Source organism: Shewanella sp. MF08487 (assembly GCF_050848685.1).
In the GTDB taxonomy this organism is placed as follows: Bacteria; Pseudomonadota; Gammaproteobacteria; order Enterobacterales; family Shewanellaceae; genus Shewanella; species Shewanella glacialipiscicola.
Genome location: NZ_JBOZPB010000017.1, coordinates 78,058 through 104,344 on the forward strand (window position 1 = coordinate 78,058; position 26,287 = coordinate 104,344).

26 protein-coding genes, 3 tRNA genes and 1 rRNA gene are annotated in these 26,287 nt (G+C 43.7%); 10 read left to right on the plus strand and 20 right to left on the minus strand.

Annotation, left to right across the window (positions count from 1 at the left end; translation table 11 throughout):
* Window positions 1–301 precede the first annotated feature (301 nt).
* The 4 genes from ACRN9H_RS12750 to cysP all read right to left on the minus strand — a co-directional run bounded on the left by ACRN9H_RS12750 (window position 302) and on the right by cysP (window position 4,350).
* Window positions 302–1,432: a sulfate/molybdate ABC transporter ATP-binding protein gene (locus ACRN9H_RS12750; protein ID WP_432314166.1), complete on the minus strand. Its 1,131-nt coding sequence runs from the start codon at window positions 1,430–1,432 to the stop codon at window positions 302–304.
* A complete protein-coding gene (cysW, locus tag ACRN9H_RS12755) occupies window positions 1,429–2,295 on the minus strand; it encodes a sulfate ABC transporter permease subunit CysW (protein ID WP_432314168.1) in 867 nt (288 codons plus the stop codon). The genes ACRN9H_RS12750 and cysW overlap by 4 nt, the downstream gene beginning before the upstream one ends.
* Window positions 2,296–2,304: 9 nt before the next feature.
* A complete protein-coding gene (cysT, locus tag ACRN9H_RS12760) occupies window positions 2,305–3,150 on the minus strand; it encodes a sulfate/thiosulfate ABC transporter permease CysT (RefSeq protein ID WP_432314170.1) in 846 nt (281 codons plus the stop codon).
* Between the two features lie 192 nt (window positions 3,151–3,342).
* Window positions 3,343–4,350 (minus strand): thiosulfate ABC transporter substrate-binding protein CysP, encoded by a 1,008-nt coding sequence (gene cysP / locus ACRN9H_RS12765; RefSeq protein ID WP_263189330.1) that lies wholly within the window; start codon window positions 4,348–4,350, stop codon window positions 3,343–3,345.
* A 212-nt stretch (window positions 4,351–4,562) separates the two neighbouring features.
* Here cysP and cysM point away from each other — a divergent pair, with 212 nt between their 5' ends.
* Entirely contained in the window at window positions 4,563–5,441 is an 879-nt protein-coding gene (gene cysM, locus ACRN9H_RS12770; protein ID WP_432314172.1) for a cysteine synthase CysM, read from the plus strand.
* A gap of 88 nt (window positions 5,442–5,529) precedes the next feature.
* Here cysM and ACRN9H_RS12775 read toward each other — a convergent pair whose 3' ends face one another.
* The gene (locus ACRN9H_RS12775; RefSeq protein ID WP_432314174.1) at window positions 5,530–6,066 is read right to left on the minus strand and encodes a DUF4136 domain-containing protein; all 537 of its coding nucleotides are present in this window, start codon (window positions 6,064–6,066) and stop codon (window positions 5,530–5,532) included.
* 159 nt (window positions 6,067–6,225) lie between these two features.
* Here ACRN9H_RS12775 and ACRN9H_RS12780 point away from each other — a divergent pair, with 159 nt between their 5' ends.
* The gene (locus ACRN9H_RS12780; protein WP_432314176.1) at window positions 6,226–6,531 is read left to right on the plus strand and encodes a DUF1289 domain-containing protein; all 306 of its coding nucleotides are present in this window, start codon (window positions 6,226–6,228) and stop codon (window positions 6,529–6,531) included.
* A 45-nt stretch (window positions 6,532–6,576) separates the two neighbouring features.
* On the opposite strand, the gene ACRN9H_RS12785 is transcribed toward ACRN9H_RS12780, so the two are convergent.
* From ACRN9H_RS12785 to ACRN9H_RS12805, 5 genes are all read right to left on the minus strand, one after another.
* Window positions 6,577–7,842 carry an ATP-binding protein gene (locus tag ACRN9H_RS12785; protein WP_432314178.1) on the minus strand — a complete coding sequence of 422 codons (1,266 nt, stop codon included), beginning with the start codon at window positions 7,840–7,842 and terminating at the stop codon, window positions 6,577–6,579.
* 11 nt (window positions 7,843–7,853) lie between these two features.
* Window positions 7,854–8,567 carry a response regulator gene (locus ACRN9H_RS12790; RefSeq protein ID WP_432314180.1) on the minus strand — a complete coding sequence of 238 codons (714 nt, stop codon included), beginning with the start codon at window positions 8,565–8,567 and terminating at the stop codon, window positions 7,854–7,856.
* Window positions 8,567–8,977, minus strand: coding sequence for a DUF3019 domain-containing protein (locus ACRN9H_RS12795; protein WP_432314181.1), 411 nt, complete (start codon window positions 8,975–8,977; stop codon window positions 8,567–8,569). The genes ACRN9H_RS12790 and ACRN9H_RS12795 overlap by 1 nt, the downstream gene beginning before the upstream one ends.
* A 5-nt stretch (window positions 8,978–8,982) precedes the next feature.
* Window positions 8,983–9,846, minus strand: coding sequence for a MipA/OmpV family protein (locus ACRN9H_RS12800; RefSeq protein WP_432314218.1), 864 nt, complete (start codon window positions 9,844–9,846; stop codon window positions 8,983–8,985).
* A gap of 366 nt (window positions 9,847–10,212) precedes the next feature.
* Window positions 10,213–10,449 (minus strand): hypothetical protein, encoded by a 237-nt coding sequence (locus tag ACRN9H_RS12805; protein WP_220775232.1) that lies wholly within the window; start codon window positions 10,447–10,449, stop codon window positions 10,213–10,215.
* Between the two features lie 798 nt (window positions 10,450–11,247).
* On the opposite strand from ACRN9H_RS12805, the gene ACRN9H_RS12810 reads away from it, so the two are divergent.
* Window positions 11,248–11,811, plus strand: a complete 564-nt coding sequence (locus ACRN9H_RS12810; protein WP_432314183.1) for an acetate uptake transporter — start codon at window positions 11,248–11,250, stop codon at window positions 11,809–11,811.
* A gap of 73 nt (window positions 11,812–11,884) precedes the next feature.
* Here the strand turns inward: ACRN9H_RS12810 and ACRN9H_RS12815 are convergent, their stop codons facing one another.
* Complete coding sequence (locus ACRN9H_RS12815; protein ID WP_432314185.1) at window positions 11,885–12,355, minus strand: YcxB family protein; 471 nt, start codon at window positions 12,353–12,355, stop codon at window positions 11,885–11,887.
* Between the two features lie 209 nt (window positions 12,356–12,564).
* On the opposite strand from ACRN9H_RS12815, the gene ACRN9H_RS12820 reads away from it, so the two are divergent.
* Entirely contained in the window at window positions 12,565–12,903 is a 339-nt protein-coding gene (locus tag ACRN9H_RS12820) for a DUF1971 domain-containing protein (protein ID WP_432314187.1), read from the plus strand.
* A gap of 87 nt (window positions 12,904–12,990) precedes the next feature.
* Here ACRN9H_RS12820 and ACRN9H_RS12825 read toward each other — a convergent pair whose 3' ends face one another.
* Together ACRN9H_RS12825 and ACRN9H_RS12830 are read right to left on the minus strand one after the other, a co-directional pair.
* The gene (locus tag ACRN9H_RS12825) at window positions 12,991–13,407 is read right to left on the minus strand and encodes a VOC family protein (protein ID WP_432314189.1); all 417 of its coding nucleotides are present in this window, start codon (window positions 13,405–13,407) and stop codon (window positions 12,991–12,993) included.
* A 56-nt stretch (window positions 13,408–13,463) separates the two neighbouring features.
* Entirely contained in the window at window positions 13,464–14,078 is a 615-nt protein-coding gene (locus tag ACRN9H_RS12830) for an NADPH-dependent FMN reductase (RefSeq protein WP_432314190.1), read from the minus strand.
* Window positions 14,079–14,225: 147 nt separating this feature from the next.
* Here ACRN9H_RS12830 and ACRN9H_RS12835 point away from each other — a divergent pair, with 147 nt between their 5' ends.
* Window positions 14,226–14,852 carry a helix-turn-helix transcriptional regulator gene (locus tag ACRN9H_RS12835; protein ID WP_432314192.1) on the plus strand — a complete coding sequence of 209 codons (627 nt, stop codon included), beginning with the start codon at window positions 14,226–14,228 and terminating at the stop codon, window positions 14,850–14,852.
* A gap of 125 nt (window positions 14,853–14,977) precedes the next feature.
* On the opposite strand, the gene ACRN9H_RS12840 is transcribed toward ACRN9H_RS12835, so the two are convergent.
* Window positions 14,978–15,724, minus strand: coding sequence for a TPR end-of-group domain-containing protein (locus ACRN9H_RS12840; protein ID WP_432314194.1), 747 nt, complete (start codon window positions 15,722–15,724; stop codon window positions 14,978–14,980).
* Window positions 15,725–16,055: 331 nt separating this feature from the next.
* Here ACRN9H_RS12840 and ACRN9H_RS12845 point away from each other — a divergent pair, with 331 nt between their 5' ends.
* Window positions 16,056–16,763, plus strand: coding sequence for a pseudouridine synthase (locus ACRN9H_RS12845; RefSeq protein ID WP_432314196.1), 708 nt, complete (start codon window positions 16,056–16,058; stop codon window positions 16,761–16,763).
* A gap of 101 nt (window positions 16,764–16,864) precedes the next feature.
* Here the strand turns inward: ACRN9H_RS12845 and hmpA are convergent, their stop codons facing one another.
* The 5 genes from hmpA to ACRN9H_RS12870 form a co-directional block, all read right to left on the minus strand.
* Entirely contained in the window at window positions 16,865–18,058 is a 1,194-nt protein-coding gene (gene hmpA / locus ACRN9H_RS12850; protein WP_432314198.1) for an NO-inducible flavohemoprotein, read from the minus strand.
* A gap of 310 nt (window positions 18,059–18,368) precedes the next feature.
* A tRNA-Leu gene (locus ACRN9H_RS12855) sits at window positions 18,369–18,455 on the minus strand.
* A gap of 82 nt (window positions 18,456–18,537) precedes the next feature.
* Window positions 18,538–18,624 (minus strand) — tRNA-Leu (locus ACRN9H_RS12860).
* 54 nt (window positions 18,625–18,678) lie between these two features.
* Window positions 18,679–18,754: transfer RNA gene (locus tag ACRN9H_RS12865), tRNA-Phe, on the minus strand.
* Between the two features lie 228 nt (window positions 18,755–18,982).
* Window positions 18,983–19,744 carry an outer membrane protein assembly factor BamD gene (locus tag ACRN9H_RS12870; protein WP_432314200.1) on the minus strand — a complete coding sequence of 254 codons (762 nt, stop codon included), beginning with the start codon at window positions 19,742–19,744 and terminating at the stop codon, window positions 18,983–18,985.
* A gap of 122 nt (window positions 19,745–19,866) precedes the next feature.
* Here ACRN9H_RS12870 and rluD point away from each other — a divergent pair, with 122 nt between their 5' ends.
* From rluD to clpB, 3 genes are all read left to right on the plus strand, one after another.
* Entirely contained in the window at window positions 19,867–20,841 is a 975-nt protein-coding gene (gene rluD, locus ACRN9H_RS12875; protein ID WP_432314202.1) for a 23S rRNA pseudouridine(1911/1915/1917) synthase RluD, read from the plus strand.
* A complete protein-coding gene (gene pgeF / locus ACRN9H_RS12880) occupies window positions 20,842–21,576 on the plus strand; it encodes a peptidoglycan editing factor PgeF (protein ID WP_432314204.1) in 735 nt (244 codons plus the stop codon). It begins immediately after the preceding gene.
* A gap of 199 nt (window positions 21,577–21,775) precedes the next feature.
* Window positions 21,776–24,349 carry an ATP-dependent chaperone ClpB gene (gene clpB, locus ACRN9H_RS12885; protein ID WP_432314206.1) on the plus strand — a complete coding sequence of 858 codons (2,574 nt, stop codon included), beginning with the start codon at window positions 21,776–21,778 and terminating at the stop codon, window positions 24,347–24,349.
* Window positions 24,350–24,580: 231 nt separating this feature from the next.
* Here clpB and ACRN9H_RS12890 read toward each other — a convergent pair whose 3' ends face one another.
* The gene (locus ACRN9H_RS12890) at window positions 24,581–25,045 is read right to left on the minus strand and encodes a DUF4124 domain-containing protein (RefSeq protein WP_432314208.1); all 465 of its coding nucleotides are present in this window, start codon (window positions 25,043–25,045) and stop codon (window positions 24,581–24,583) included.
* 897 nt (window positions 25,046–25,942) lie between these two features.
* On the opposite strand from ACRN9H_RS12890, the gene ACRN9H_RS12895 reads away from it, so the two are divergent.
* Window positions 25,943–26,287 (plus strand): 16S ribosomal RNA (locus ACRN9H_RS12895); the annotation flags it as partial.

Consider the following 26,287-nt stretch of genomic DNA (forward strand, 5'->3'; position numbering starts at 1 on the left):
TTTATTCTATAAGCTAAGAAGTGGTTATAGCGGGCGTGTCGTTTTGCGCCCGCAGCCGAACTTAAACGTTAATTCTTAATATTTATCGCAATCTGATTATGGTTGCATAGCTAAAACGTTTTTGTCTCGAGTTCTGTTCTCTACATTATGTACAAATCATGGGTGGGTGAGTTCATGCCCATATATGATTGGTCAATTATTTCTTCTGTGGCAACAACGCCAACGTCTAGCTAACGGCTTTGGCGATATCACGATCCTGTGGCACGCCAACATTATTGTCTATTCCTGCCAATATAAAAATTTAGATATCAAAGGCGAGGCTGCCTGGTGTCAGGAATGGCCAGCTTAGACGGGTCGGTGAACTGTCGCCCTTTGCACCAAAGAAGTAACCTGTTCTTGGCGTGGCGTATACCAAACCGCCTTTTTGCAGCCCGAGCTCCTGCAGATGATGTTGGGTGAATTTAGCCTCCCATAGTTCTTTGCTATGCCAGCCGTGTGGTGCTAATTCCACTCTCACTTCGGCGCCTACTGGTGTTATAGCAACAATATCAAACGGCAAGTTGGCCTGACTATTCGGTTTGTCTGACAGCGTCAATTCGTGACTACGGACATAAAGTGCGCCATCTTGCTGCAATGTCTGCTGCGCTGGAGGCACCAAAAATGCTTGGCCATTTTGCCAACGATTTTGTTGCCAACTGGCTTCAAACACATTGACGTTACCCAGAAAATCAAACACAAAGCGACTATTGGGGTGCGAGTATAGTTCTGCAGGCGTATTAATTTGCTCTATATGACCATTACTCATCACGACCACTCTGTCAGAGAGTTCAAGCGCTTCATCCTGATCGTGGGTCACAAACACACTGGTGAATTTTAGTTCATCGTGCAGGCTGCGTAACCAGCGGCGTAGTTCTTTGCGCACTTTGGCATCTAAGGCACCAAAGGGTTCATCGAGTAGCAGCACTTCGGGTTGCGTTGCTAATGCGCGGGCCAAAGCAATCCGCTGTTTTTGTCCACCTGATAGTTGCTCAGAATAGCGATTAGCGAGATGGCCTAGTTGTACCGTTTCTAACAGTTGTGCCACTCGTTTACGAATATCTGCCGCTGGAAGTCTTTGTTTTTTAGGCATGACTTCGAGTCCAAAGGCGACGTTATCCGCTACCGTCATATGGCGAAATAGTGCGTAGTTTTGAAATACAAACCCCACTCGTCTTTCACGCACATGCACTTGGGTTACCTCTCTGTCACCGAAATGAATGCTGCCGCTATCAGCGCCTTCAAGACCTGCAATAATCCGCAGTAACGTAGTTTTACCCGAACCTGACGGTCCCAGTAGGCCAATCATTTCCCCTTCTTGAATATCAAGATTTAGTGGGGAAAGCGCCTGAAACTGGCCAAACGTCTTGGAAATATTAGTCAGTCGAATACTCATAATGGACTCTGCTCTTTATTGTCATTGGCGGTTAAACTGCGTTGTTGTCGCCATTCAACTACGGCTTTTAGCATTAGGGTCAATAGGGCAATTAAGGCCAGTAATGACGCGCTCGCGAAGGCGGCCTCTGCCTGATAATCTTCGTACAATAATTGCACATGCAAAGGTAAGGTGTTGGTTTCACCGCGAATGTTACCTGATACAACCGCAACCGCACCAAATTCCCCAACGGCTCTGGCATTGGTGAGGATTACACCGTAAATCAGCGCCCATTTGATATTAGGAAATGTCACGCGGCGAAATAGTTGCCACCATGATGCTCCGAGGATCACGGCGGCTTCTTCTTCCGAGGCGCCCTGTTGTTGCATTAATGGAATAAGTTCTCTGGCAACAAAGGGGCATGTGACAAAAATGGTCACTAACAGTATTCCCGGCCATGCAAACATGACTTGCAGATCGCGCTCATATAACCATTCGCCCAGCCAACCGCTGCTGCCGTAGAGCAATAAGTAGAGTAGACCTGCGACGACAGGCGATACCGCAAACGGGATATCGATGAGTGTGATAAGTAACTTGCGGCCCGGAAACTCAAACCGCGTGACACTCCACGCCAGCATGATACCGAACACTAAATTGATGGGCACAGTTAGTGCGGCTACCATCAGTGTCAAACCAATTGCGTGTAGCGAATCTGGCTGACTTAGGTGCTCAATATAACGTTGCCAGCCGCCGACCAGCGCTTGTTGAAAAATACTCACTATCGGTAATAGCAGGAACAGTAAGGCCAATAGTACGGCAAGCGTAATTAGGCTCCATTTTATAAGGGGCGCTTCACCGACTCTTAAGGGTTTAAATGAGTTCATATTCGCTCCTTAACGTCCATGAATACGGCGCAGATAACGCGCCTGCCACAGGTTTATTAGCAGTAATAACAGTAACGAAGTTAGTAAAACTACCGAAGCAATGGCGCTGGCACCTGCAAAATCAAACTCTTGTAAGCGGACAAAAATCATTAACGAAGTGATTTCGCTGATATAGGGCATATTACCGGCGATAAAAATAACTGCGCCAAACTCACCCAAACTACGGGTAAAAGACAGTGCGGTTCCCATCATTAATGCTGGCCATAAGGATGGCAAAATAATGTGCCAGAATACTGCGCGATCTGAGGCGCCAAGGGTCATGCCCGCTTCTTCCTCATCATGTGACAATTCTTCCAGTACCGGTTGTACTGTTCGCACCACAAAGGGAATGCTAGTGAAAATCATCGCCACCACTATGCCTAAAGGGGTGTAGGCAACTTTTATTCCAAACTCGGCAAGTAGACTACCAATTTGGCCATTTTCGGCATAAAGGGTGGCTAAGGTGATACCTGCAACGGCGGTCGGTAATGCAAAGGGTAAATCTACTAATGCATCAACTATGCGTTTACCCGGAAATTCATAACGCACCAGCACCCATGCGAGCAATAACCCGAAAAGGCAGTTAAAGACTGATGCAGCAAGCGCCGAAAAAATGGTGACGCGGTAACTGGCCACGACTCTGGGATCGGAAATCACGCCCCAGTATTCAGACCAGCTCATTGAACTGGTCTGCATGATAAGCCCAGAAATCGGCAATAATAGGATCAGGCTGACAAACAGTAGGGAGACACCTAAGCTGATGCTGAAACCTGGTAGAACCCGCTTATGGCGTAAACGCCCGTTATTAAAAATCACAGAATAATCACCCGATCAGGTTAATTGAGTTAAAACTAATACAATTTATTTATCGTCAGTTATGTGTTGTCTGAGTTAGACAATCAAAGCTATTTTCACGCTGGCAACAATGACGGCTAAATACCATAAAGCGTTTTAACCCGGGACTTTGCCCGGGTTAAACCATTAACCTTTTATAACATCAGCTTGGAATTAGCGCTTGAGTAACTGATCAAGTTTTGCACCGTTACCAAACTGCGTTTTCATGGCATTATCCCAACCACCGATGATTTGCTCGACGGTTAGTAGGTCAACCGTAGGGAACTGCTTCGTGAACTCGGCCTTCACTGTTTCGTTGTGCACACGATAGTTGAATCCTGCCAATAAGCGTTGTGCTTCTTCACTGTAGAGATACTGTAAATATTCCGTTGAAAGCTCAAGAGTGCCATTTCGCTTAGCATTCTTCTCAACAACGGCGACAGGAAATTCAGCCAGAATCGATGTTTTTGGCACTATGACCTGGTAATTGTCGGCACCATACTGCTGGCGGATATTGTTCACTTCTGATTCAAAGGTAATCAATACATCACCGATATTACGCTCTACAAAAGAGGTGGTTGCACCCCGACCGCCAGTATCAAATACAGCCACATTACCAAGAAATTGTTTCAGGAATTGATCCTGTTCAACTTGATTCTCCTTGCCAAAGCTTTTCTGGGCATAACCTAATGCGCCTAAATAAGTGTAGCGGGCATTACCAGAGGTTTTTGGGTTAGGGAATACCAGTTTAACGTCATCTTTAGCTAAATCACCCCAGTCACTGATTTGTTTCGGGTTACCTTTACGTACCAAAAATGCAATGGTGGAGTAGTAAGGTGAACTGTCATTAGGTAGCAATTTTTGCCAGTTTTCTGGGATCAATTTACCGCGCTCGTATAGTACCTGTACGTCTGTCACTTGGTTAAACGTCACCACATCTGCTGGCAAACCCTGCAAAATAGAGCGTGCCTGCGCCGAAGATCCCGCATGAGATTGTTTAATCTCGACAGTTTTACCGGTTTTTTCTTGCCAATGTTTAGCAAAAACAGGGTTATAGGCACTGAATAATTCCCGCGCAATATCGTATGAGGAATTAAGCAATGTTTGATCAGCGGCAGCCACATTGAGTGACGTTCCCAGAAAGAGGGTTCCTAATAGGGCCTTTATCAATTTTACGGGCATTTTAAACTCCTTGGACTGGCGACTTTGTCAGCGTTGTTACCTATAGATTAATAGAAGTAATTGTTTATAAGAAGTCAGTTGTATAGAACTTTTTTGAATAACTATGAGCGATTTATTGTATGCCATAAGTAATATTCAGCGTGTTTGTTCGTGGTAACCCCCTTAGAATAGGCTATCGCTTAGCTATTCTTATCAAGTAAAGGGTAACCCTAGTGTCTGACTTTCCAACCATTGAAGCCTGTATTGGACAAACTCCACTCGTTCGCTTGCAACGGCTTAACTGTGGTGATTCCACCGTGCTGTTAAAGTTGGAAGGGAATAATCCGGCGGGTTCAGTCAAGGATCGCGCAGCACTTAATATGATTATTCAGGCCGAGCGGCGCCAAGAGATAAGCCCAGGTGATACGCTCATCGAGGCGACGAGTGGTAATACAGGGATCGCACTAGCGATGGTGGCGGCCATTAAAGGGTACAAGATGATCCTGATTATGCCGCAAAACTCGACTCAGGAACGTAAAGATGCGATGCAAGCCTATGGTGCAGAGCTCATGCTGGTGGATAACATGGAGACCGCACGGGATTTAGCGCTGCAGTTACAAACTGCAGGCAAAGGTAAGGTACTGGATCAATTTAATAATCAAGATAATGCTAATGCGCATTTTCTTACTACAGGCCCTGAAATTTGGCAACAGAGCCAAGGTAAAATCACTCATTTTGTGTCTAGCATGGGCACAACAGGCACCATTATGGGGGTGTCTAAATACCTTAAAAGCTGTAATGCCGACATCACTATTATTGGTCTTCAGCCTGCCGATGGCAGTGCTATTCCTGGGATCCGCCGCTGGCCACAGGCGTACTTACCCGAAATTTTTGATGCATCCCGCGTTGATGTCGTGGTGGATATTGAAGAGCAAGATGCAAAAGATATGACTAGAATCTTAGCCCGAGAAGAAGGGATTTGTGCTGGAGTAAGCTCTGGCGGCGCCGTGTTTGCTGCACTGAAGATTGCCAAACAATATCCGGGTTCAGTGGTGGTGGCGATAGTCTGTGATCGGGGGGATCGTTACCTCTCATCAGGGCTTTTTTCCTGAATCTGCGTTCGAAGGCTTCGGGCGATACGAATGCTTTATCAATAAAAATGGGCGATATTCGCCCATTTTTATTGCCCCCCATTTACGATTATTTTTGCGGTGGAAACTGCGCTAAAATCCGGCTAACCGCCTTAGCGGTATCTTGGGCTTTTTGATCTCCGCCAGAATCAAAATTAAAACTGTCGCTGCCACGCCAAATTAGTGCTTTGGTTTTAGGGTCGATAATATCAATCTGAATAGTTTGGATTTTTGCAGTATCACTCCCCAGTGGTACGCCAACGCTGGTGCCTATTCCTATACCTCCTGAGCCCCCAAACGTACCCGTACCTAAGCCGATTGAAAGGCCTGAGTCCTTAGGTTTATCTTGGGTTAGTAGGGCGTAGGAGACATTAAAGTCGGGTACTTGAGTGTTTTCGGTAAAACCTTTTTGAGTCAATTGATGACTTATTTCAATTTGAATGCGTTGGGCGCTTAATGGATCGTCCGTTTTCTGCGGTGTGAGTTGTGCAAAGCTATGCAGTGCGCTGAAATCGTAATTAAGATCGTAATCATTTTTTGGTTTACTGCTGCAAGCGCTTAATAAGGCAACGGCAACTAGCAGGCTGGCAAAGTAACGGTATCCCATAAGAGTGCTCCATGTTGTACAAACTCTGTTCAATGTGCCTTGATTATAGTCGTTTCTGCAAGTACTTTAAGATAAGAGTGTTGTATTTACATCCCTTTTACCATCAGGCAGCGACGTTATTTAATAGGCGTTGGTGCTTGAGAGAAATTGCAGCAGGTTATGGAACAGTTAGCCTTTTTTGAAATCCCTAGTCCTTGTATCGGTGTGTGCCAAACCGATGTGCGCGGTTACTGTAATGGTTGCCTGCGAAGCCGTGACGAAAGATTTAATTGGTTAAGGTTTTCAGCTGCGCAAAAGTACGATGTGATTCGCTTGTGTACCCAGCGTAAACGCCGTCGCCAGTTAGCGATAATCAAAGAACGGCAAACCCAACTTGAGCGAGAAAGGGCCGAATTAAACCCACAACTGAATTTCGACCCTGAGCCAGAAGCCTCGCTGGATTTTGGTGGCTTTGAGCTAGATTAAACGCGTGGCAGATAGCTTAATCGTCATATACTGCTAAAAGAGGGGTTACAGCTGGCGCTTTTTTGGCCAATCGAGGCTAAAACATGTCTGGTGTGGATCGCTCGTGACACTAACATTTCCTTGGTGTCGCTGCATGATACGTTTGATTATAGCAAGTCCTAAACCATGTCCTTTATTACCATTTTGCACCGATTGGCTGCGATAAAATGGCTCGAACACTTTAGGTAAATCCACCGCAGGGATGGGTTCTCCATCGTTGCTCACACTTAAACTCACCCTGTGCTGAGTTTGTTTAACTTCTATGATGATTGCTGTGCGGGCAAAGCGCTGCGCATTGGTCAGTAAATTTTGCAGTGTACGCTCGATTAATGCAGGTTCACCTAGTAGTGGCAGTTTATCGATTGTAGCCTTGAGCACGATAGGGATTGGACTTAAGCTTTCTAAACGCTTAATGATTTGATTAATTAGCTGAATTAAATCGTACTCATCTAATTGGATCCCTTCTCGCTGGGATTCTAAACTGGCATAGGTTAGAAGTTCTTGCAGTAAATCTTCAATCTCTTTGATATCGAGCTGCATCTCATCGAGAAATTTTTGTCGCTTTTGTGCGTCTGAATCAGGCTCACAATACATGGGAATTAACGCAAGGGCGAATTTAAGCCTAGCCAGCGGTGTGCGGATCTCATGAGAGACTGCATTTGACAGGTGTTTTTGATTCTCGATTAAGGCGCTGATATGCCGTGCCATTTCGTTAAACGTATTGGCTAAGGGCTTAACTTGAGAGCGATTTGACAGGGTAATGCGGGTGTCCCATTTGGCTTCACCAAACTCTTTGGTCGCCTTACGTAGTATGCTCAAATCCCGTGATAGTGGACCGACCCAAATTAGTGCCACAAGGGCGAGTGATAAATAAAAGAACAGCGTGAATAGGCTGCGAAGGTTTGCCCTAGGATCGATATCCAGCGGCCCCGCCATTAAGACTTGATCGCCGACTCGAATAAATTGCAGCAGGCTATTGTTGTTAGTGGTGGTGAACACTTTACTGGTACTCAAGGCTTGATTGTCCAGCAGCGCAACTTGATCGGCATTGAGTAATTGTAGTGGCATTACAGGATTGGCTGGGATCGCCTCCAAATATCGTTGACGAGTATCGGCAGGGAGCTCTGCTAATAATTGCGCCAATGCGACTAGTGGCGCATCGAGGGCATTATTATCATCGACATTTTTCTGCCACAGGCTGTCGAGTGTCCAGCCAATCCCAAGCACGCTGAGGCTGAGTAACAGATATAAACTAATAAAGAGACGTTTCACTGGATTTTTACTTAGTTATTCCAAGCTTCAGGAGCAAACAGATAGCCTTGTCCCCAAACGGTTTTAATTCTGAACGGTGTCTCAATATTATCGTTGAGTTTTTTACGTAATCTAGAAATACGCACATCGATTTTTCTATCTTTACCATCAAAATCAATATTGAGGAGTAATTGATAGATGTACTGACGGCTCAGCACTTGGCCTGCTTGTGAAGCAAGTAGCCACAGTAACTCGAATTCGTGACTGGTAAGATCGACTTCAGTTTCGTTAAGGCGAATTGCATGGGTATGTGGGTCGATACTCAGTTTACCAAAGGTTAAACAGTGTGATTCTGCCTGCGGCGGCTGATTTTGACGGCGTAGTAAGTTGTTAATTCGCGCCACTAATAAGGCGGGATCGACGGGTTTAACCACATAGTCATCGGCACCGAGTTCTAAGCCTTTGATTTGATCTTCGGTTGAACCTAACGCGCTCATCAGTAGGATAGGGCCGGCGAAATAATCGGGCAGTTTTTCACATAATGTGAGGCCATCCATACCGGGCAGCATAATATCTAACAGTATGATATCCGGCTTGTAATTGATTAATCGCGTTAATACCGTGTCACCACGGCGTTCAACTTCAACATGCATACCATGGGACTTTAGGTAATCTACAATCAGATTTGCGAGACGAACGTCATCTTCAACCAATAACACTCTGTGATTCGATAGTGGGCTGGTCATTAAAATAAACTCCAAGGGTTGCGATAACGTCTGCGAACCTGAGGTTGTGCTGCAGAAGTGATTTTAAGTTTGGCACTTGCCAACGTTTGGTTGCTGTCTTTAGTCACCATGATAAATTCAATGTCCGTTAAGGTATGGATTTTCATGCGTAAAGTCTTGGTTAAAACGGAATCACTGCACCACTTTGGATAGGCAATATTGTTAGATAAAATACAGATAAGCTCATCTGTAGCCAGTGTCCAATGTAGTTCTATATCGATGTCACAGGCTTGATTATCAGAACTGGTGATACAAATCTCAGGTGTCAGTTTGAGTGCCGAATCGCGACTATTAGCTTGCACAGAATGTGGGCTTACTAAGCTGAGGCTTAAACCGATAAAGCATAGCCAGCTTAACTGAGACAGCGTCACTAATATTAAAACCTATAAGCCGCACCGATAAAATAGGTGCGGCTGTAGTCTTGTATTAACAAGGGGCTGGCGGCAATTTCATCGGCAATTTGAGTATAACGAACTGCCAACAGCAGATCCCAGTTGTCAGTTAATACATAACGCGTTGTTATTTCTGCACCTTTATTCCAACCCGATTTAGCTTGATACTGTTCGCTCCAGTAGGCGTTTTCACTGGGTCTAACGCCGTAATAATAATCCACCACAGCTTGGCTCTTCCAATCAAATATTAATGCAAATTCAAAAATGAAACGATCGACCTCCCAGCCATTGCTCCACTTTATTTGGGCTTCAGAACCTTGGTGAACATTAAACATATCGTGGGTGTACGCTAAGCGAATAATCCCCAGTCGTGTATAGATAAAGGCTTCAGCGCCGCCAAACATAGTGAAATTTCGCGTTTCTAACGTATTAAACTCTGCTTCGGGTTCTGTGGTTAATGCTAAATTTGTCGTTGTTTTAGTGGGCATCTGACTACTACGCTCTAAAAAAACATTCGATGGATCCCAACGATAAAAATAGGCTCTATCTAAGCTATAACTGGTCACTAGATTGATAGTAAAGCTTTCTTGCTCGGCTAAGGTATAACCTAAATTACCATTATCAAAGAACCAGTTTTTACCGTAATAGGCTATGGTTGGAATAAAAAATAGAGGTATATCGTTGAAATCTTTTAGTGGATTAGATTTTTGTCCCCAGCCAATAGCCACACCTAAGTCCCAGTCGTCCATCTCAATGCATTGACTTTCAGGTGCGCAAGTTTGTTTCGCCATTCCAATTGAAGGCAAAATACTTAAGCTGGCAATGAGGATAAATAGGATCCGATACATGATTTTATGATTAAAGGCTGCTGTTACCTGTACAGAAAAACAGAGTAGCATTTTACACAAAATTCAACAGCGGTTTCATCGGCGTGGATGCAAAATGATACAGTTATCATATAAATAGTAGATTTGTAGAACTTAGAAACCACAATGCAGCACTCGTAATGCAAAAAGCTCTATTGGGCAGATTCTTATGGTTAAACATCAATACTTAAACTGGTCGTTTATGTATGTCACAATCACTAATAAAGCTATAACTAAGTGACTGTTTTAATTGTGAATAATAATGCCATTCGCGGATGCGGATGCGAATGGCATTGGATGAGGCTGAGAACGTAATTGTTACGGTAATATCTGAGATTTAAATGAAAATTAATTGACCTCAGTGACCGATTTGTAGCCTATTTCAGTGAGTTGATCGTTTACACAATCCAACACATATTGTTTAAGCTCGGCATTCTCTACTTGATCTTCAGAGGCCATCTGTTGGCACACTTCTTTCAGCTGAGCTACATCGGCTGCGGGTGCAGGCGGTAAAGTTGAATCGTCAGCAAACGAAGTCACACTAACTAATGCTAACAAGGTAAAAACAGCTGATAACTTCTTCATTTTATTTCCTTTAGTGATGTATTGTTAATCACAGATTAAGAAGCATTCTCCTAATACTACTGTGCTAACAACAGCAATTTATCACTGCTATTCTGTTTTTGATATAAATAATTTTAACCTTTTGAGTACAGATATTTTTTCAGCTTTTCACCTGATACACGTCAAGAACAGCTGCAAGTCAGTGGAACGATTTAGCCATCTTAACGGGATTCAAGTTTACTGAGTTTTATATCGTTACTCACTTGTTTGTGCTGTTAGTGGCGCCAAACTTGTTACTTAACGCCCCCATGCAACAAAAATCATATTTCAGAATCATCCTACTAAAATTATCGCCATAAATCGGCGTTAATCCTATATCGACCATTGCTATGGTTTTTTCAAAAAGTGCCACTTTCATCACCTTAATAGTTAATTTGCGATGAAAAGCATAATTTTAGCGGTTTTCACCCTTGTTTCTGTTGATGATTCCCGAGCCGTTTTAGCTGAATTATGCGCTGGTTACAATTATTGGGTTAAAGTGAGATGTAAAGCAGTATTCAGGCAGTTTATATTTTAGTGTTTTGAATTGAAAAGGATTTATTTTTAGACTATTTATATAAATGTTTATTTTTTTATTTTTAAATGTATAAGTACATGTTTATAATATGTTTTTAATATAAATTATTTGCTTTCAGTAATTTTTTTGCTAAAAGCATTGTTATTCTCTAGAATGCGCCGCTCTCGCAGAGGCGAGAATAGAAAGTAAAATAGTAAACACTATTGATTTTTATCGAATTATTTATCTTGTAGGGGAATACAGTGTCTGCAAAATTGGCTAATCCAGCACCATTAGGTTTGATGGGCTTTGGTATGACAACGATTTTATTAAATATCCATAACGCGGGTTATTTCCCTATTGATTCGATGATCTTAGCCATGGGTATTTTCTACGGTGGTATTGGTCAAATTATTGTAGGCATTATGTGTTTTATGCGAGGCGACACGTTTGGGACAACGGCATTTACCTCATACGGTTTGTTTTGGTTAACGCTAGTGGGGTTAATTCTGATGCCTAATACGGGTATTGCGGCGAGTCCAACGTATTTTATGGGTTGGTATTTAACGTTATGGGGCATATTCACTGCATTTATGTTTGTGGGGTCTTTGCGTTACTCCAGAGCTAAACAGTTTGTTTTTGCTTCGTTGACTCTCTTATTTTTCTTGCTCGCAGCACGTGATTTTACCGGCAATGTCTTAATCGGCACTATTGCGGGCTTTGAAGGCATTATCTGCGGTGCGAGTGCGATTTATTTTGCGATGGCGCAGGTACTTAATAATGAGTACGGCCGCACTATTTTACCGATTGGTGAATTAAAGCAGTAACCCTTAAGCGCATGTGTGGCTGTAAAAAAGGCTGATATGGATCAGCCTTTTATTTAGATTTTTTTTAGCAACATTAGATTTTAGTTTTAATATAGGTCACTGTCGCCTCATCTAAACTACGGAAAGAAACATAACTAGTACCCGCTTTGTGGGTGATCAAAAAGCCTTTTTCGGTTTCTTTAATCCGGTACACATCAGTCCACAAAATTTGGCTGGTCACTGACATCGATTGAGTGTGGATACCTAACTCATCAATCGTAAGCATCACCTCATTACTGGCCGCTTTACTCATCATCTGGCGCATTAACCACCAAGCCTTGTGATACTTCACATTGAGCGCTTCGATAACACCTAATCCAACAAAAAAGTAAGCTAAATACAAACTAATACCGCTGAAAATAAGTGCAATACCTATTAGAAATAATCCAATGGCTTTGTAATAAGGTTTGAGTGTGGGATCAGGAATGACAGATTGACTATAGCATTCTTCAAAATGAGCTTTATCTAAAATATAGGTCGTCGAATAGGAATAAGGCGTTGGCATAATGTCATCTAATTGAGGTCAAGCTTAAGGCTAGTGTAGCGATTACCAACGACAAAGTAACTAGACGCTTGAGAATGATGGGGATTTTACCACTTAATACCTTTGCAATTAGGCAATTGGGTTGGACAGCAATACGGTAACCGTTATAGTGAGTGTGTCGTCAGATTTATTAAATTCTCAACCATTTATTCAAGGAGCGTAGTCGTATTATGACCTTAATTCCTAAAGATTTTGTTAATTATAAATCAACGCCCATTTTCTCCCATGATAGTGTCCCTAAAATGTTGCTGCATATGCACAATACTAAGGCTGGCGTGTATGGTCAAATCCAAGTGTTGGCCGGCCAACTGACGTTTTACGGCTTTACAGACAGGAGAGGCGAGTTAGACAAACAAATCGTCATTAATGCCGGAGAAACGGCTATTTCACCGCCTGAGTATTGGCATAAAGTCGAGCTGATGACCGATGATACCGAGTTTAGGATCCACTTTTATGCTCAAAAAGATTCAGAGATTGTCGCACAGCAGCAATCGGAGCGAAATGAGTAGCGCGCAGGCTACTTACTCAGGTTATGATGGTATTGAATGACAATACCGTCATAACCACCGCGATTAAACCTACATAACGATGCGGCTTTAATATCGGTTTCGCTCGGTAGGCATGTCACTCAGATACTCGACAAACTCGACTTCAAAGCCATGGGCATCGAAGAAGTAAATGTTGCGTCGATACGGATCTTCCATGCCATCTTTGGCAATCGGGAATCCTGCTTGGGTCAATCTTGCTATCACAGCATCTAAGTTGTCGGTCACAAAGGCAAAATGCGCCAGTCCAATTTGATGGCCAGTTAAATCTCGGTTTTCTCCCTCACCATTATCACTAAAAGCAATATATTGATAATCATCACCAAAATGAATCCAATTACGAGGTTTGCCGTACCAAGTGCCCTTATCGCCACCGCGAACACGCCAGTGGGGAAAAGCCGCTTGATAAAAGCGCAGTGCTGCGGGGATGTCGTCTACCACTAAGTTGATATGCTCTAAATGAATCATAATGCGTTCCTTGTAATGATTTTAGTCTGTTGCTGGTGGTTAAAATCTCAAGCCGCTTACATACCGTAACAGTATTCTTGCTGCTTTGGGTACGCTTGTCCTGCATGTTGTTGACGAATGGGCGCTAATGCTTGGGCGTATTGATGTAGCATATACAAGCTGTACTGCACTCTTTCCCTGAGTGCGATATCGTGGGTTCCCTCGGGAATGGCATTGAGTACATGGCTGACATTGCGGATGATCAAGTGATCGGGAATGGGCACTAATTTATTGTTTTTGAATGCATTCATCTTCACTTCAACGATGGGATAGGTACCGCCAATCCCGTTCGATACTGAGATTAACAGTACCGGTTTATGAGCTGTTTCTTCGCGAGTACACATCAATAAAAAGTTCTTCAGTAGTGGCGATGCCATGCCGCCCCATTCAGGGGTGATAAGTACCAGCGCATCGGCTTCATCGACTCTTTGCTCTATTTCGGGCCAGTGCTCCCCTTTGTTGTCTTCCTCTCCATCCCAAAATGGTAGGTTAAATTGGCATAACTCTAAGTGATGTATGCTGGCGTAACCCATAGCATGGGGAGATGAGAAACTGCTTTCGGCAATGTAACGACCGACTTTAGCACTTTGGGAGTTGGGTCTTTGGCTGGTGCTGATAATGAGTAATTTCATTAAGTAAACCTATTTGTTTATAAATTATTTATAAGGTAATTACTTTACTTAATCTTGTAAAGGATAAAGTAAATAAAAAAGTTTATTTAATCTGTTAAAGCGGTATTGGATCGGAGATAATGCGCTGGCTAACATCGGAGATAACAGATGAAAACCACTGATAAGATTATTCAATTGCTCAAGTTGCATGGTCCGCTTACCGCTAAAACCTTAGCGGAGGAATTGGCGTTAACGACTATGGGCGTGCGTCAACATCTTCAGGCATTGGAAGACGCAGACGATGTTGACATCGAAGATAGAGTTGAGGGGCGTGGTCGGCCAACGCGATATTGGGCTTTGACTGAGCAAAGCCGTGTTCACTTTGCTGATCGCCATGAAGAGTTGACGGTACAGCTAATTGATTCGGTGAGAATGATTTTTGGCGATCAAGGCTTAGACAAGTTAATTGACCATCGGGAGCAAAGTGCGTTAATCCAATATAGTGCCGCGATGGTAGGGGCGACAGATATTCCTACTCGTTTGGCTATACTTGTGCAGTTGCGTTCAAACGAAGGCTATATGGCGACGATGGAGCAAATAGGTGGCATATATTTTTTACTCGAAAATCATTGTCCTATCTGCGCTGCAGCCACTAAATGTTTAAATTTTTGCCGTTCAGAATTACAACTTTTTCAGCAGCTATTCGCCGATATTGCCGTGGTGAGCCGTGAAGAACATATCATCGAAGGCGCGCGCCGCTGTGCATATAAGATTGAAGTTATCACTCTAGAGTGACTTTAGGCTGCACCTCTGTGATGCTTTATCTATCGGATAAAACATCGCAGAGTTGATAACTGAGTCAAAGAATGGCTCAGATAGTGTACCAAATGACTATAGAACCGCTATCAATATTCTTGTCTCTAAGGTTCGTGATAAGCCAATAACGTATCGAAACGTTGATGCCCTTTAAGTTGTGAAAAATCAGCCTCATCTAAAGCCAGCTCTTTAAACGAAGCGCTGTTATCGATAGCGCGCTCTAAATCAGAAATCGCTCTTTCTTCTACGCCTAAACAGGCAAAAGCGCAGGCTCTTTGGTAAAACGCGTGGGCGTTAGTCGGGTCAACTTCTAATACGCGATTACATAGGCTTTGTGCCCAGTTAAACTCGCGCATTTCCATGGCCGCATCAGCCTTGTAGGTCAGCGCCTCTAAATCCCCTGGGCGGATCGTGAGAATTTCATCATAGACTTCAATCTTTTGTTCTGGGGTTTGTGCGCTTTGGGCGCGTAGCCAGAGATTATGGATTTCATTAATAATCTCAATCTCACGATTATTGTCTGTGATAGTACGACTCTTACGCTTAAGGTCTTGCTCTAATGCTTTAAATTTATTTTCGTATTGCTCTGCAATACTTTGTAGCTGATTAGCCGCTAATTTTGCGGTATGGGTTTTGATTTCCCGCAGGGATTGCCAGCCGATAAAAGCAACTAAAGAGGCGACCCCCGCAATGATGTAGAAGAAGTAAGTCACAGTGACATTGGCGTAATTCATCGACGCATTAGCAACTGCCATTTCACGGTCGGTAATATCAATCGTGAGGCGTCGTTCGAGATCCTGCTGATCGTGCCTAAGTAATTTAAGCTCATCGAGGACGTAACGCTCGATCAATGGTTTATCATGTATGGCGGAAGGTGTTGAGACCGCGGACGGACTAGCTGTATCATTCGCTTGAGCGAAAAAAGAGCTTGCAAGCGTCACTAAAAATAAGGCTAAAAGTAGCAGATTCGAACATTGTATAACGGGATTTGCAGATAAGTTTTTGATGCGGCAACCACTCATAATAAGATGAATTAAGTCCCTATCTTAACAAATTGTAGCGACAGGGATCCAATTTCGTCCCGAAAACCTTCGTTATATAGAGCGGTAATGGCTCGCTATGAGCGCAACGTTCATCCTGATAGAATAGCCATCCCATTCATATTTCGTCATTTGTGGTGTTATGCAATCTAAGCGCGGCCGGCTTGATCGTTATCTTTGTACCCAGTTACAAACGCACCGTAAAGCGGTACGTGAACTACTGCTGTCAGGTAACGTCAGTATCGACGGATTAATCGTCAAAGACATGGATATGCAAGTGGATGAGTTTTCGCATATTCAACTTGGCGATCAAATACTGCAAGCCAACACGCCGGTTTATTGGATGTTGCATAAGCCGATTGGTGTAGTGAGCGCCACCAAAGATACTCAGCATAAAACTGTGATTGATTTGCTCGATTGCGAAGCCCGTGATGAGTTGCATATCGCGGGTAGACTAGATTTAAATTCTTCGGGTTTATTATTACTTACCAATGACAGCCGCTGGTCTGATGCACTAATGTCACCGACGCATAAGGTTGATAAAGTGTATCGCGTCACCTTAGCTAATCCATTAACTGAAGAATATATAGCCGCATTTGCCGAAGGCATGTATTTCAGCTTTGAAGATATAATGACTCAGCCTGCTAAATTGGTGATCCTTGCTGATCATGTTGCTGAAGTGACTTTAAAGGAAGGTAAGTACCATCAAATTAAGCGGATGTTTGGACGATTTCGCAATCCAGTCGTTGGCCTACATCGATTATCGATAGGCGACATTGTGTTGGATGACACGCTAGCGCCGGGTGAGAGCCGTGTATTGACTGCTTCAGAAGTGGCTTGTATCCGCTGAAAACTGATAGTTCAACGTATGAGACACATATAGCGTCATCTCTGCCATGCTAAGCATAAAAGCGGGCTTGAGAGTTCATTCCCTCAAGCCCTTAGCATGCCTTACAGATCGGCGTGTGGGCCAAATACTTCATAGTGCATGTTTTCAATTGTCACACCGAGCGCGAGTAATTGCTGTTTGATAGCAGACATGAATCCAATTGGGCCACAGAAATAATAACGTGCATTAGGAACCAGTTGCTCGGCTACTTTGCTTAATTCCATTTGTCCTTCAAAATCATAGTCTTCACCTAACACATCAGTTGAAGTCGGCTCACGATACCAGACATGGCTAGTTAGATTGGTATACTGCTTGCGCTTGGCATGAATTGCCTCTTTAAAACCGTGTACAGGACCTTGCTCGCAGGCATGCAACCAAGTGATATCGCTTGGATGTTGCTGCTTGAGTAGCTGATTTAGCATACTTTTCATTGGAGTTTGGCCTACACCAGCAGAAATTAATACCACTGGCATTTCAGGTGTCACTTCAAGCATGAAATCTCCAGCGGGTGGCATGACCATAACTTTGTCACCGGCTTGTAATACATCGTGAAGCAGATTAGACACTTGGCCACCGATTTCACGTTTTACACTGATGCGATAATGGCTGCCATTAGGGGCATCGGACAGCGAATACTGACGAATTTCTTCATTGGCTAAGTTAGGATGTTTTAGCTTTACACTTAAATATTGGCCAGGAATAAAATCTTTAACTGGCTTGCCATCTTCAGGAGTCAATATGAAGGAGGTGATGACTGCTGACTCGGTATTTTTCGCGCTAATAATAAAGCGACGTTCACCTGTCCACCCACCTTCTTGTTCTGCTTGTGCTTGGTAAATTTGCGCCTCACGCTGAATAAAAATGTTAGCTAAAAACCCATAGGCTTGTCCCCAGGCTTCTAATACTTCTTCTGTAACCGCATCACCACCTAACTCTTTAAGAGTGGCTAATAAATGGCTACCGACAATGGCATATTGATCAGGCTTAATTAAAAAACCTGTATGTTTTTGGGCAATACGCTCGACGGTTGATGCCAGAACAGCTAGGTTTTCAATATTTTTAGCATAGGCCGCGACAGCATTAAAAAGGGCGACAGGTTGACCACCAGAATGCTGGTGCGCTAAGTTAAAAACATCTTTTAACTCGGGATTATGTTTGAACATACGTTCATAAAAGTGCGTAGTAAGTGCAGGTCCTGCTGATTCTAATAGGGGAATGGTGCTTTTAATAACTTGGATGGTACGGCTATCCAACATAGAAAATCCTTAACGCGCAAATAATATGAATGTTTAATAAGTTTAAAGATCTATTTGATTTGGATCAATGGTTATTGTCGTTTTCTATGTTATGGCAACAAGTGTGTAGGCATATTAGTAGTGTTTGACTTGGAGATTTAGTACATCAGCTGGATTGTATTGTTACTTTGATTTCAATATGTAAAGTAGCTAATACTAAGTCAGTTAAAGATAGGTTTAATAAATTTAAAGGGGAAGTAACAGGGGACTTAATTTATTGTAGACGTAAAAAGCAGGCACAAAAAAACCTCGCTTGGCGAGGTTTAATTGTTGGTACAGATGAGAGGACTTGAACCTCCACGCCCTTGCGAGCACCAGCACCTGAAGCTGGCGTGTCTACCAATTCCACCACATCTGCATGGATATCCGAAATTTCATCGAATGAATAATCTTAATATCGAATAACAAATCGTAATGGTTTGTTTCGTTGAACTGCAATTTGGTACAGGTGAGAGGACTTGAACCTCCACGCCCTTGCGAGCACCAGCACCTGAAGCTGGCGTGTCTACCAATTCCACCACACCTGCACTGTACCTATTACCGTTCTCTAACATTAGCCGCTGTAGCAACCAATTTAAAGATGGTGCCCGAACCCGGAATCGAACCAGGGACACGAGGATTTTCAATCCTCTGCTCTACCGACTGAGCTATTCGGGCGACGGGCGCAATTTAAAGGCTTTTCGGGTTTTGAGTCAATAGATTTTTACGAAATAACCTAAAAAACGACTTGGTTGAGTAAGATTCACTCGAAAGTATCATTTGTGTGGCTATTGTCGATGTCAAAATCGTCAAACTTCAATATAGACTGAGCACTTAGCAAACCTAAATAATAACTTATTTGTAATCCAAAGCAAAAAAAAGCCCCTATTACAGGGGCTTTCTACATTAGTTTGATAAGATTTCATTGTTTGGATAGTTAGCTTGCATTACCATGAGCACGTTTTGCTTCAGCTTGCTCTGACCTAATTCGCCATAAGCTTCTATCATTATTTCTAATGCCCGTTCATTTGAAGGGGTGCCAGGGTAAGTTTCCATAACTGATTGTGCTCGAATCGCTGCGGCGCTCCAAGCATTCATCTTGAGGTAATACTCGGCAACTTGAATTGAATATCTTGCTAAGCGATTCTTTAACGCTAACATGCGTTTTTGCGCATCTGCGGCATATTTGCTGTTAGGATAGGTTTTGATAAGACGATCAAAATCTTTGAAAGCATCTTGAGCATTTTTAGGATCACGATCGGTTCGGTCAATACTAAGCATATCGTGGAACAAGTAGTTGTCTGCTTGCATGTTCACTAAACCGCGCATATAGAACACGTAGTCGACATCAGGGTGAGTAGGATTAAGACGGATAAATCTGTCTATATTCGCAATCCCCGAGGCAACATCGTCCATTTTGTAGTAAGCATAAATCAGGTCTAACTGGACTTGAGTTTTGTGAGGTCCGAAGGGGAAGCGCGAGTCTAACGCTTCCAAAGAACGGACAGCTTTAGAGTAATTGCCAAGTTCCATAGAGGTTCTTGCCTGAGTGTAAAGTACATCAGGTGACGTTTTGGCGGCAATATCGTTATCATCAGGGCTGCTGCTACAGGCTGATAACGCTAGTGAAAATAGGACTAAGGTAACGCCTTTGGAAAATTTATACATACTTGAATTCAATTCTTTTTAAGTTGTAGTTAAGAATTTTTCCATTTCACTATAAAATAGAAAACATCCGATTGTAACAGATAGCACACATTTTTTGACCCCTAAATGGGGATACGGTTCCTATGACACAAGAGATTAATCTAAAAAGCGAGATTTCGGCAACACAAACTGGACTGAGATTAGATCAGGCCCTAGCAGAGTTGTTCCCAGATTACTCGCGCACGCGCATCAAGGAATGGATCCTATCTGATGCAGTTTATGTTGACGGCGTAGTCGTTAATAAGCCCCGTGAGAAAGTTTATGAGCTGCAGCAGATAGTCATTGATGCCACGCTCGAAGAAGAAGTGCATGCCGCGGCGCAGGCTATTGATCTTGATATCATCTATGAAGATGACGATATTATCGTGATCAACAAGCAAGCTGGCCTTGTCGTTCACCCAGGTGCAGGCAATGCTGATGGCACCTTGATGAATGCACTGCTGCACCATTGTCCTGATATTGAGCATGTGCCGCGAGCGGGTATTGTGCACCGTCTTGATAAAGACACCACAGGTTTAATGGTTGTAGCCAAAACTGTTGAAGCACAAACGCATTTAGTTGCGGCGTTGCAGGCCCGTGAAATCACTCGTGAATACGAAGCGATAGTGATGGGAACTATGACGGGCGGCGGTACTGTGGATGAGCCAATTGGTCGTCATCCAACGAAACGTACTCATATGGCAGTGCATCACTCAGGTAAACCTGCGGTGACGCATTATCGTGTTGCAGAAAAATTCCGCAACCATACGCGATTAAGACTGCGTTTGGAGTCGGGACGTACTCACCAAATTCGTGTACACATGGAATACATAGGACACGTGTTGGTTGGCGATCCTACCTATGGTGGCCGCCCAAAACCGCCTAAATATGCTAGCCCCGCGTTTTTTGATATTCTGAAAAACTTTAAACGCCAAGCATTGCACGCGGTACGTCTTGAATTAGCACACCCAGTGAGCTGTGAAATCATGAGCTGGCAAGCGCCAATTCCTGAAGACATGGTGATTCTGACTAAAGCACTGCGTCAAGACACGGTCGAGCATCCGATCGAGTATTTGTAAGTGTTGCATCACGATTGGCCCGTTCCTGCTAATGTCGGCATCGCCATGACAAATCGTCATGGCGGTGTGAGCACGCATCCCTTTGATAGTCTTAATCTTGGGCTACATGTTGGCGATGTGATTGAGCGGGTGATGGCTAATCGTGAATTACTTTCCAAGCAATTAGCATTAACTGCCGATCCTGTCTGGCTTGAGCAAGTTCATGGTACCCATGTGCTTAATTTAGATGCGCTGAGCTTAGCTCCTGCTGTGGATACACCGATTGCCGATGCTAGTTACAGCCGAACGGCTAGCCAAGTTTGCGCTATAATGACTGCCGATTGCTTACCCGTTTTAATGTGTAATCAAGCGGGAACCGAAGTGGCAGCCGCTCATGCCGGTTGGCGTGGTTTGTGTGATGGCGTTATTGAAGCCACCGCGGCGCAGTTTAGTTCACCGATGAATGAGCTAATTGCGTATTTAGGTCCAGCTATTGGGCCACAAAAATTTGAAGTTGGCGCTGAAGTAAAGCAAGCATTCTGTGCTTTGCATCCGCAGGCGGCAGCCTGTTTTATCCCGAGTGGTGATAAATGTTTTGCCAACATCGTAAGTTTAGCTAAATTACGCTTGAGTTTGCTTGGCATAAATCATATTTATAGTGCCGATATCTGCACTGTTACCGACACGAATTATTTTTCTTATCGACGTGATAAGGTAACGGGGCGCATGGCTTCGTTGATCTGGCTTAAGTCTTAAGCTTATATCCCTAAAATTTATCTCTATTTGTGTAGTATCTGCTTGAAATTGGCTAAATAGCCCCCATCTTTTAACTAACGAAATGTAACACCAATTCCTATTTAGAATTTTCCATTAGAGGTACTTATTTAAAGCTACTAAATTGGCAAGATATCTTGTGGATTGGTATATCTCTACTATGTGAGTTTTAGGAGGCTGTATGCGACTCGATCGTATGACCAATAAATTTCAGCTTGCCATCTCAGATGCCCAGTCTCTTGCACTTGGGCGTGATCATCAGTTTATTGAACCACTGCATTTGATGATGGCATTGTTGAACCAAGATTCAGGTTCAATCCATCCGTTATTAACCCAAGCGGGCATTCGCGTAAGTGCGCTGCGATCGCTTTTGAGCCAAGAGCTCGAGCGTTTACCGCAAGTCGAAGGTACTGGCGGCGATGTGCAATTATCTCAAGGGTTAATACGGTTATTAAACCTGTGCGATAAATTAGCCCAAAAGCGTAAAGACAAATATATCTCTAGCGAGTTATTTGTGCTTGCGGCCTTAGAAGGTACCGATGCCCTTGCGCAAGCGCTGAAAAAATCCGGCGCGACCAAAGAGTTGATGGAGCAAACCATTGAACAGATGCGTGGCGGCCAAAAAGTGGATGATCCTAATGCGGAAGATCAACGCCAAGCGTTGAAAAAATTTACTATCGATCTCACTGAGCGAGCAGAGCAGGGTAAATTGGATCCTGTGATCGGCCGTGATGAAGAGATTCGTCGCACAATCCAAGTGTTACAACGTCGCAGTAAAAATAACCCGGTCCTTATCGGCGAACCGGGTGTGGGTAAAACGGCGATTGTTGAAGGACTTGCCCAGCGTATCGTTAATGGTGAAGTTCCTGAGGGCATTAAAAATAAGCGTGTCTTATCCCTCGATATGGGCTCATTGATAGCGGGCGCTAAATATCGCGGTGAGTTTGAAGAGCGTTTAAAAGCGGTACTTAATGAACTCGCGCAAGAAGAAGGTCAAGTCATCCTCTTTATCGACGAGTTACATACTATGGTCGGCGCGGGTAAAGGCGAAGGCGCAATGGATGCGGGTAACATGCTCAAACCTGCATTAGCGCGCGGTGACTTACACTGTGTCGGCGCAACGACGCTCGATGAGTATCGTCAATACATTGAAAAGGATGCGGCCCTTGAACGTCGTTTCCAAAAAGTACTGGTGGATGAGCCAAGCGTTGAAGACACCATCGCTATCTTGCGTGGACTGAAAGAGCGTTATGAGCTGCATCACCATGTTGAAATTACCGATCCGGCGATTGTGGCGGCAGCAACTATGTCGCACCGTTATGTGTCGGACCGTAAGTTGCCCGATAAGGCAATTGATTTAATTGACGAAGCTGCATCGAGTATCCGTATGCAGATGGACTCTAAGCCAGAGTCGCTTGATAGATTAGAGCGTCGTGCTATTCAGCTTAAGTTGGAAGAGCAAGCGTTAGCGAAAGAAAGTGATGAGGCTAGCCGTCGTAGGCTTGAAACCTTGCAAGAAGAATTGCGTGAAGTTGAAGCTAAAGCTTCTGATCTGAACGAAATTTGGCGCACCGAAAAAGCGGCACTTGCGGGAACTCAGCACATTAAAGCTGATCTTGAGCAAGCTCGAATGGACTTAGAAGTCGCGCGTCGTGCGGGTGATTTAACGCGGATGTCTGAGCTGCAGTACGGTCGCATTCCTGAGCTTGAAAAACAGCTTGATTTGGCATCGCAAGCCGAAATGCAGGACATGACGTTATTGCGTAACAAGGTTACTGAGTTCGAAATCGCCGAAGTATTGTCGAAAGCGACGGGCATTCCCGTATCGAAAATGCTTGAGGGCGAGCGCGAAAAATTACTGCAAATGGAAGTGGCGTTGCATGAACGGGTTATTGGTCAAAATGAAGCCGTCGATGCGGTTTCGAACGCTATCCGTCGTAGTCGTGCAGGATTGGCGGATCCAAATCGTCCGATTGGTTCGTTCCTGTTCTTAGGCCCAACGGGTGTGGGTAAAACTGAGCTGTGTAAATCATTGGCGCGGTTCTTATTTGATACCGAATCAGCCCTAGTGCGCATTGATATGTCCGAGTTTATGGAGAAACATTCAGTATCGCGTTTAGTGGGTGCGCCTCCAGGATACGTAGGTTATGAAGAGGGCGGTTACTTAACGGAAGCCGTTCGTCGTAAACCTTATTCGGTGATATTGCTCGACGAAGTCGAGAAAGCGCATCCCGATGTGTTTAACATTTTACTGCAAGTGCTTGATGATGGACGCTTAACCGATGGTCAAGGTCGTACTGTAGATTTTAGAAATACAGTGATCATCATGACCTCGAACTTAGGCTCCGACATTATCCAAGAAGGATTTGGTCAAGTGACCTATGCAGAGATGAAAGCAGCGGTAATGAATGTGGTTACTCACAGTTTCAGACCCGAGTTTTTAAATCGTATCGATGAATCTGTGGTGTTCCATCCATTGGATGCTGCCAATATCAAGCGTATTGCTTCGATACAGATTGCTTCTTTACGCCAACGTTTGGCAGAGAAGGACTATACATTGGAGATCACCGACGACGCATTATCATTGATTGCGGAAATTGGTTTCGATCCTGTGTATGGCGCAAGACCGTTGAAACGCGCATTGCAGCAAGAAGTCGAAAACCCACTGGCGCAAAGATTGTTGCGTGGCGATTTATTACCAGGCAAACCAATCAAAGTCAGCTGTGTGGGTGGCGAGTTAGTATTTGAGCAATAACGGCGTGTATTGTTTGAATGCGAGAGATGGATGCTTGAGGTAGGTGCACCGGTTTTTTTAAAATAAGCGATCTAGAAACTGAGCTTGAAATCAATCAGTACAGAGCTGATTTAATCGGTATCGAACCTACATCAAAGCACTAAAACCCAAAAGGGCTGAGTTTCTAACTCGGCCCTTTTTTATTTGCTCAAGCACTTTTTTTGTTCATACATTTATCGGCTGCTATTTTTATCACTTCTTATTACAGAAGAGTTTGATTCTTTCTTGTTGCTGAGCAATCGATGTTTGGCGATCTTCTTCAGTCATAGCGACAGATTCACCCGAATCGGAAGTTTGGCGGATAAGATTAGTATGCGTCGTTAGTACTTCTAAATTGTGTGTAGCACTCTCGCAAATCGATTGAGCCTGTTTGGCATCTTTCTCTTTAATCAAAGCTGCTGACTTTTCTACTTCACTGGTTTGTGGTACTTCTTCTTTCTTTACTGGTGCAATAAAACCCACTTTAGCCTGCGACAAATCTTTACTGTATAACTTCTCAGCTTTAATATTCTCTTGTTGTGGGGCCTGCTGGCTGTAATGCGTCACCCCATTATCATCAACCCAAGTATAAATAACGTCTGCCAAAACAGGACTAGTGAAAAGGCCTAGCCAGAGCCACTGGCATAATATTGTTCTGAACTTGTTCACTGGTAACATTGAAATTATTCCTAATGGCAGCTTATCGATACAATAAAATATGCTTTCTTGACGGCTAGAGCCACGCCCATGGCTTAACACAAATCAGTGTATGCAAAATTCATCCAATCAAACAATAAAAATAACGGTATCTGTTTATAGAGCAATGACTGAGTATCTCATCACGCTAAGAATGCAATGGCATAGTGAATTTGGCAGTTATGCGGTTATTGTCTCTCATCTTAGGCCATCGCTACTATCTTTCCTATATTTGAGAAGGTTTACTTATTATAGATAAAATACCTATTCACCTCTGTTTATAGGAGTTCAATCCATTAAAACCACGATAGTTGGTGATTTTCTTAGTCAAATTTATCAGCTCAATAGGGATAATCAGCCAATTTTGCAGCATATTTCTGCAGTTTGATGGTTATTCATGCGTTTGACTTTAATTTTTTAAAAAGCCCTTGCGCACTTTCTCAATCTCCCTATAATGCGCATCCACTGACACGGCAGACAGCGTTAAGCAGCCTGATGTGACAGTTCATTAATAAGTTTACTGATTGATGAGTTTTGGAGGTTTATGTAAATAATCCTTGACGCACAATGGGAAATGCGTAGAATACGCAGCCCTAGCCATCTGGAAGCATTCGATGCTCAGTGTGGTACTCAAGTTCTCTAATGAGATTGAGTTGCTCTTTAACAATATAAAACAAGAAATCTGTGTGGACACTCACAGGTGTTGAGTTAATCGAAACTGCTTAGCCTTCGGGTTGGCAGTCAAAAATTTAAATCAATGTAACAATGAGTGTTCATAGCAATATGTACAGTTTGTTTCTGTAGCAGAAACAAAAAATCAGAATTCATTGAGCCGCTGATTGGCTTCTTATTTATAAGAAGTTGAGAAGCAAAAAACTTTAATTGAAGAGTTTGATCATGGCTCAGATTGAACGCTGGCGGCAGGCCTAACACATGCAAGTCGAGCGGCAGCGCAAGGGAGTTTACTCCTGAGGCGGCGAGCGGCGGACGGGTGAGTAATACCTAGGGATCTGCCCAGTCGAGGGGGATAACAGTTGGAAACGACTGCTAATACCGCATACGCCCTACGGGGGAAAGGAGGGGACCTTCGGGCCTTCCGCGATTGGATGAACCTAGGTGGGATTAGCTAGTTGGTGAGGTAATGGCTCACCAAGGCGACGATCCCTAGCTGTTCTGAGAGGATGATCAGCCACACTGGGACTGAGACACGGCCCAGACTCCTAC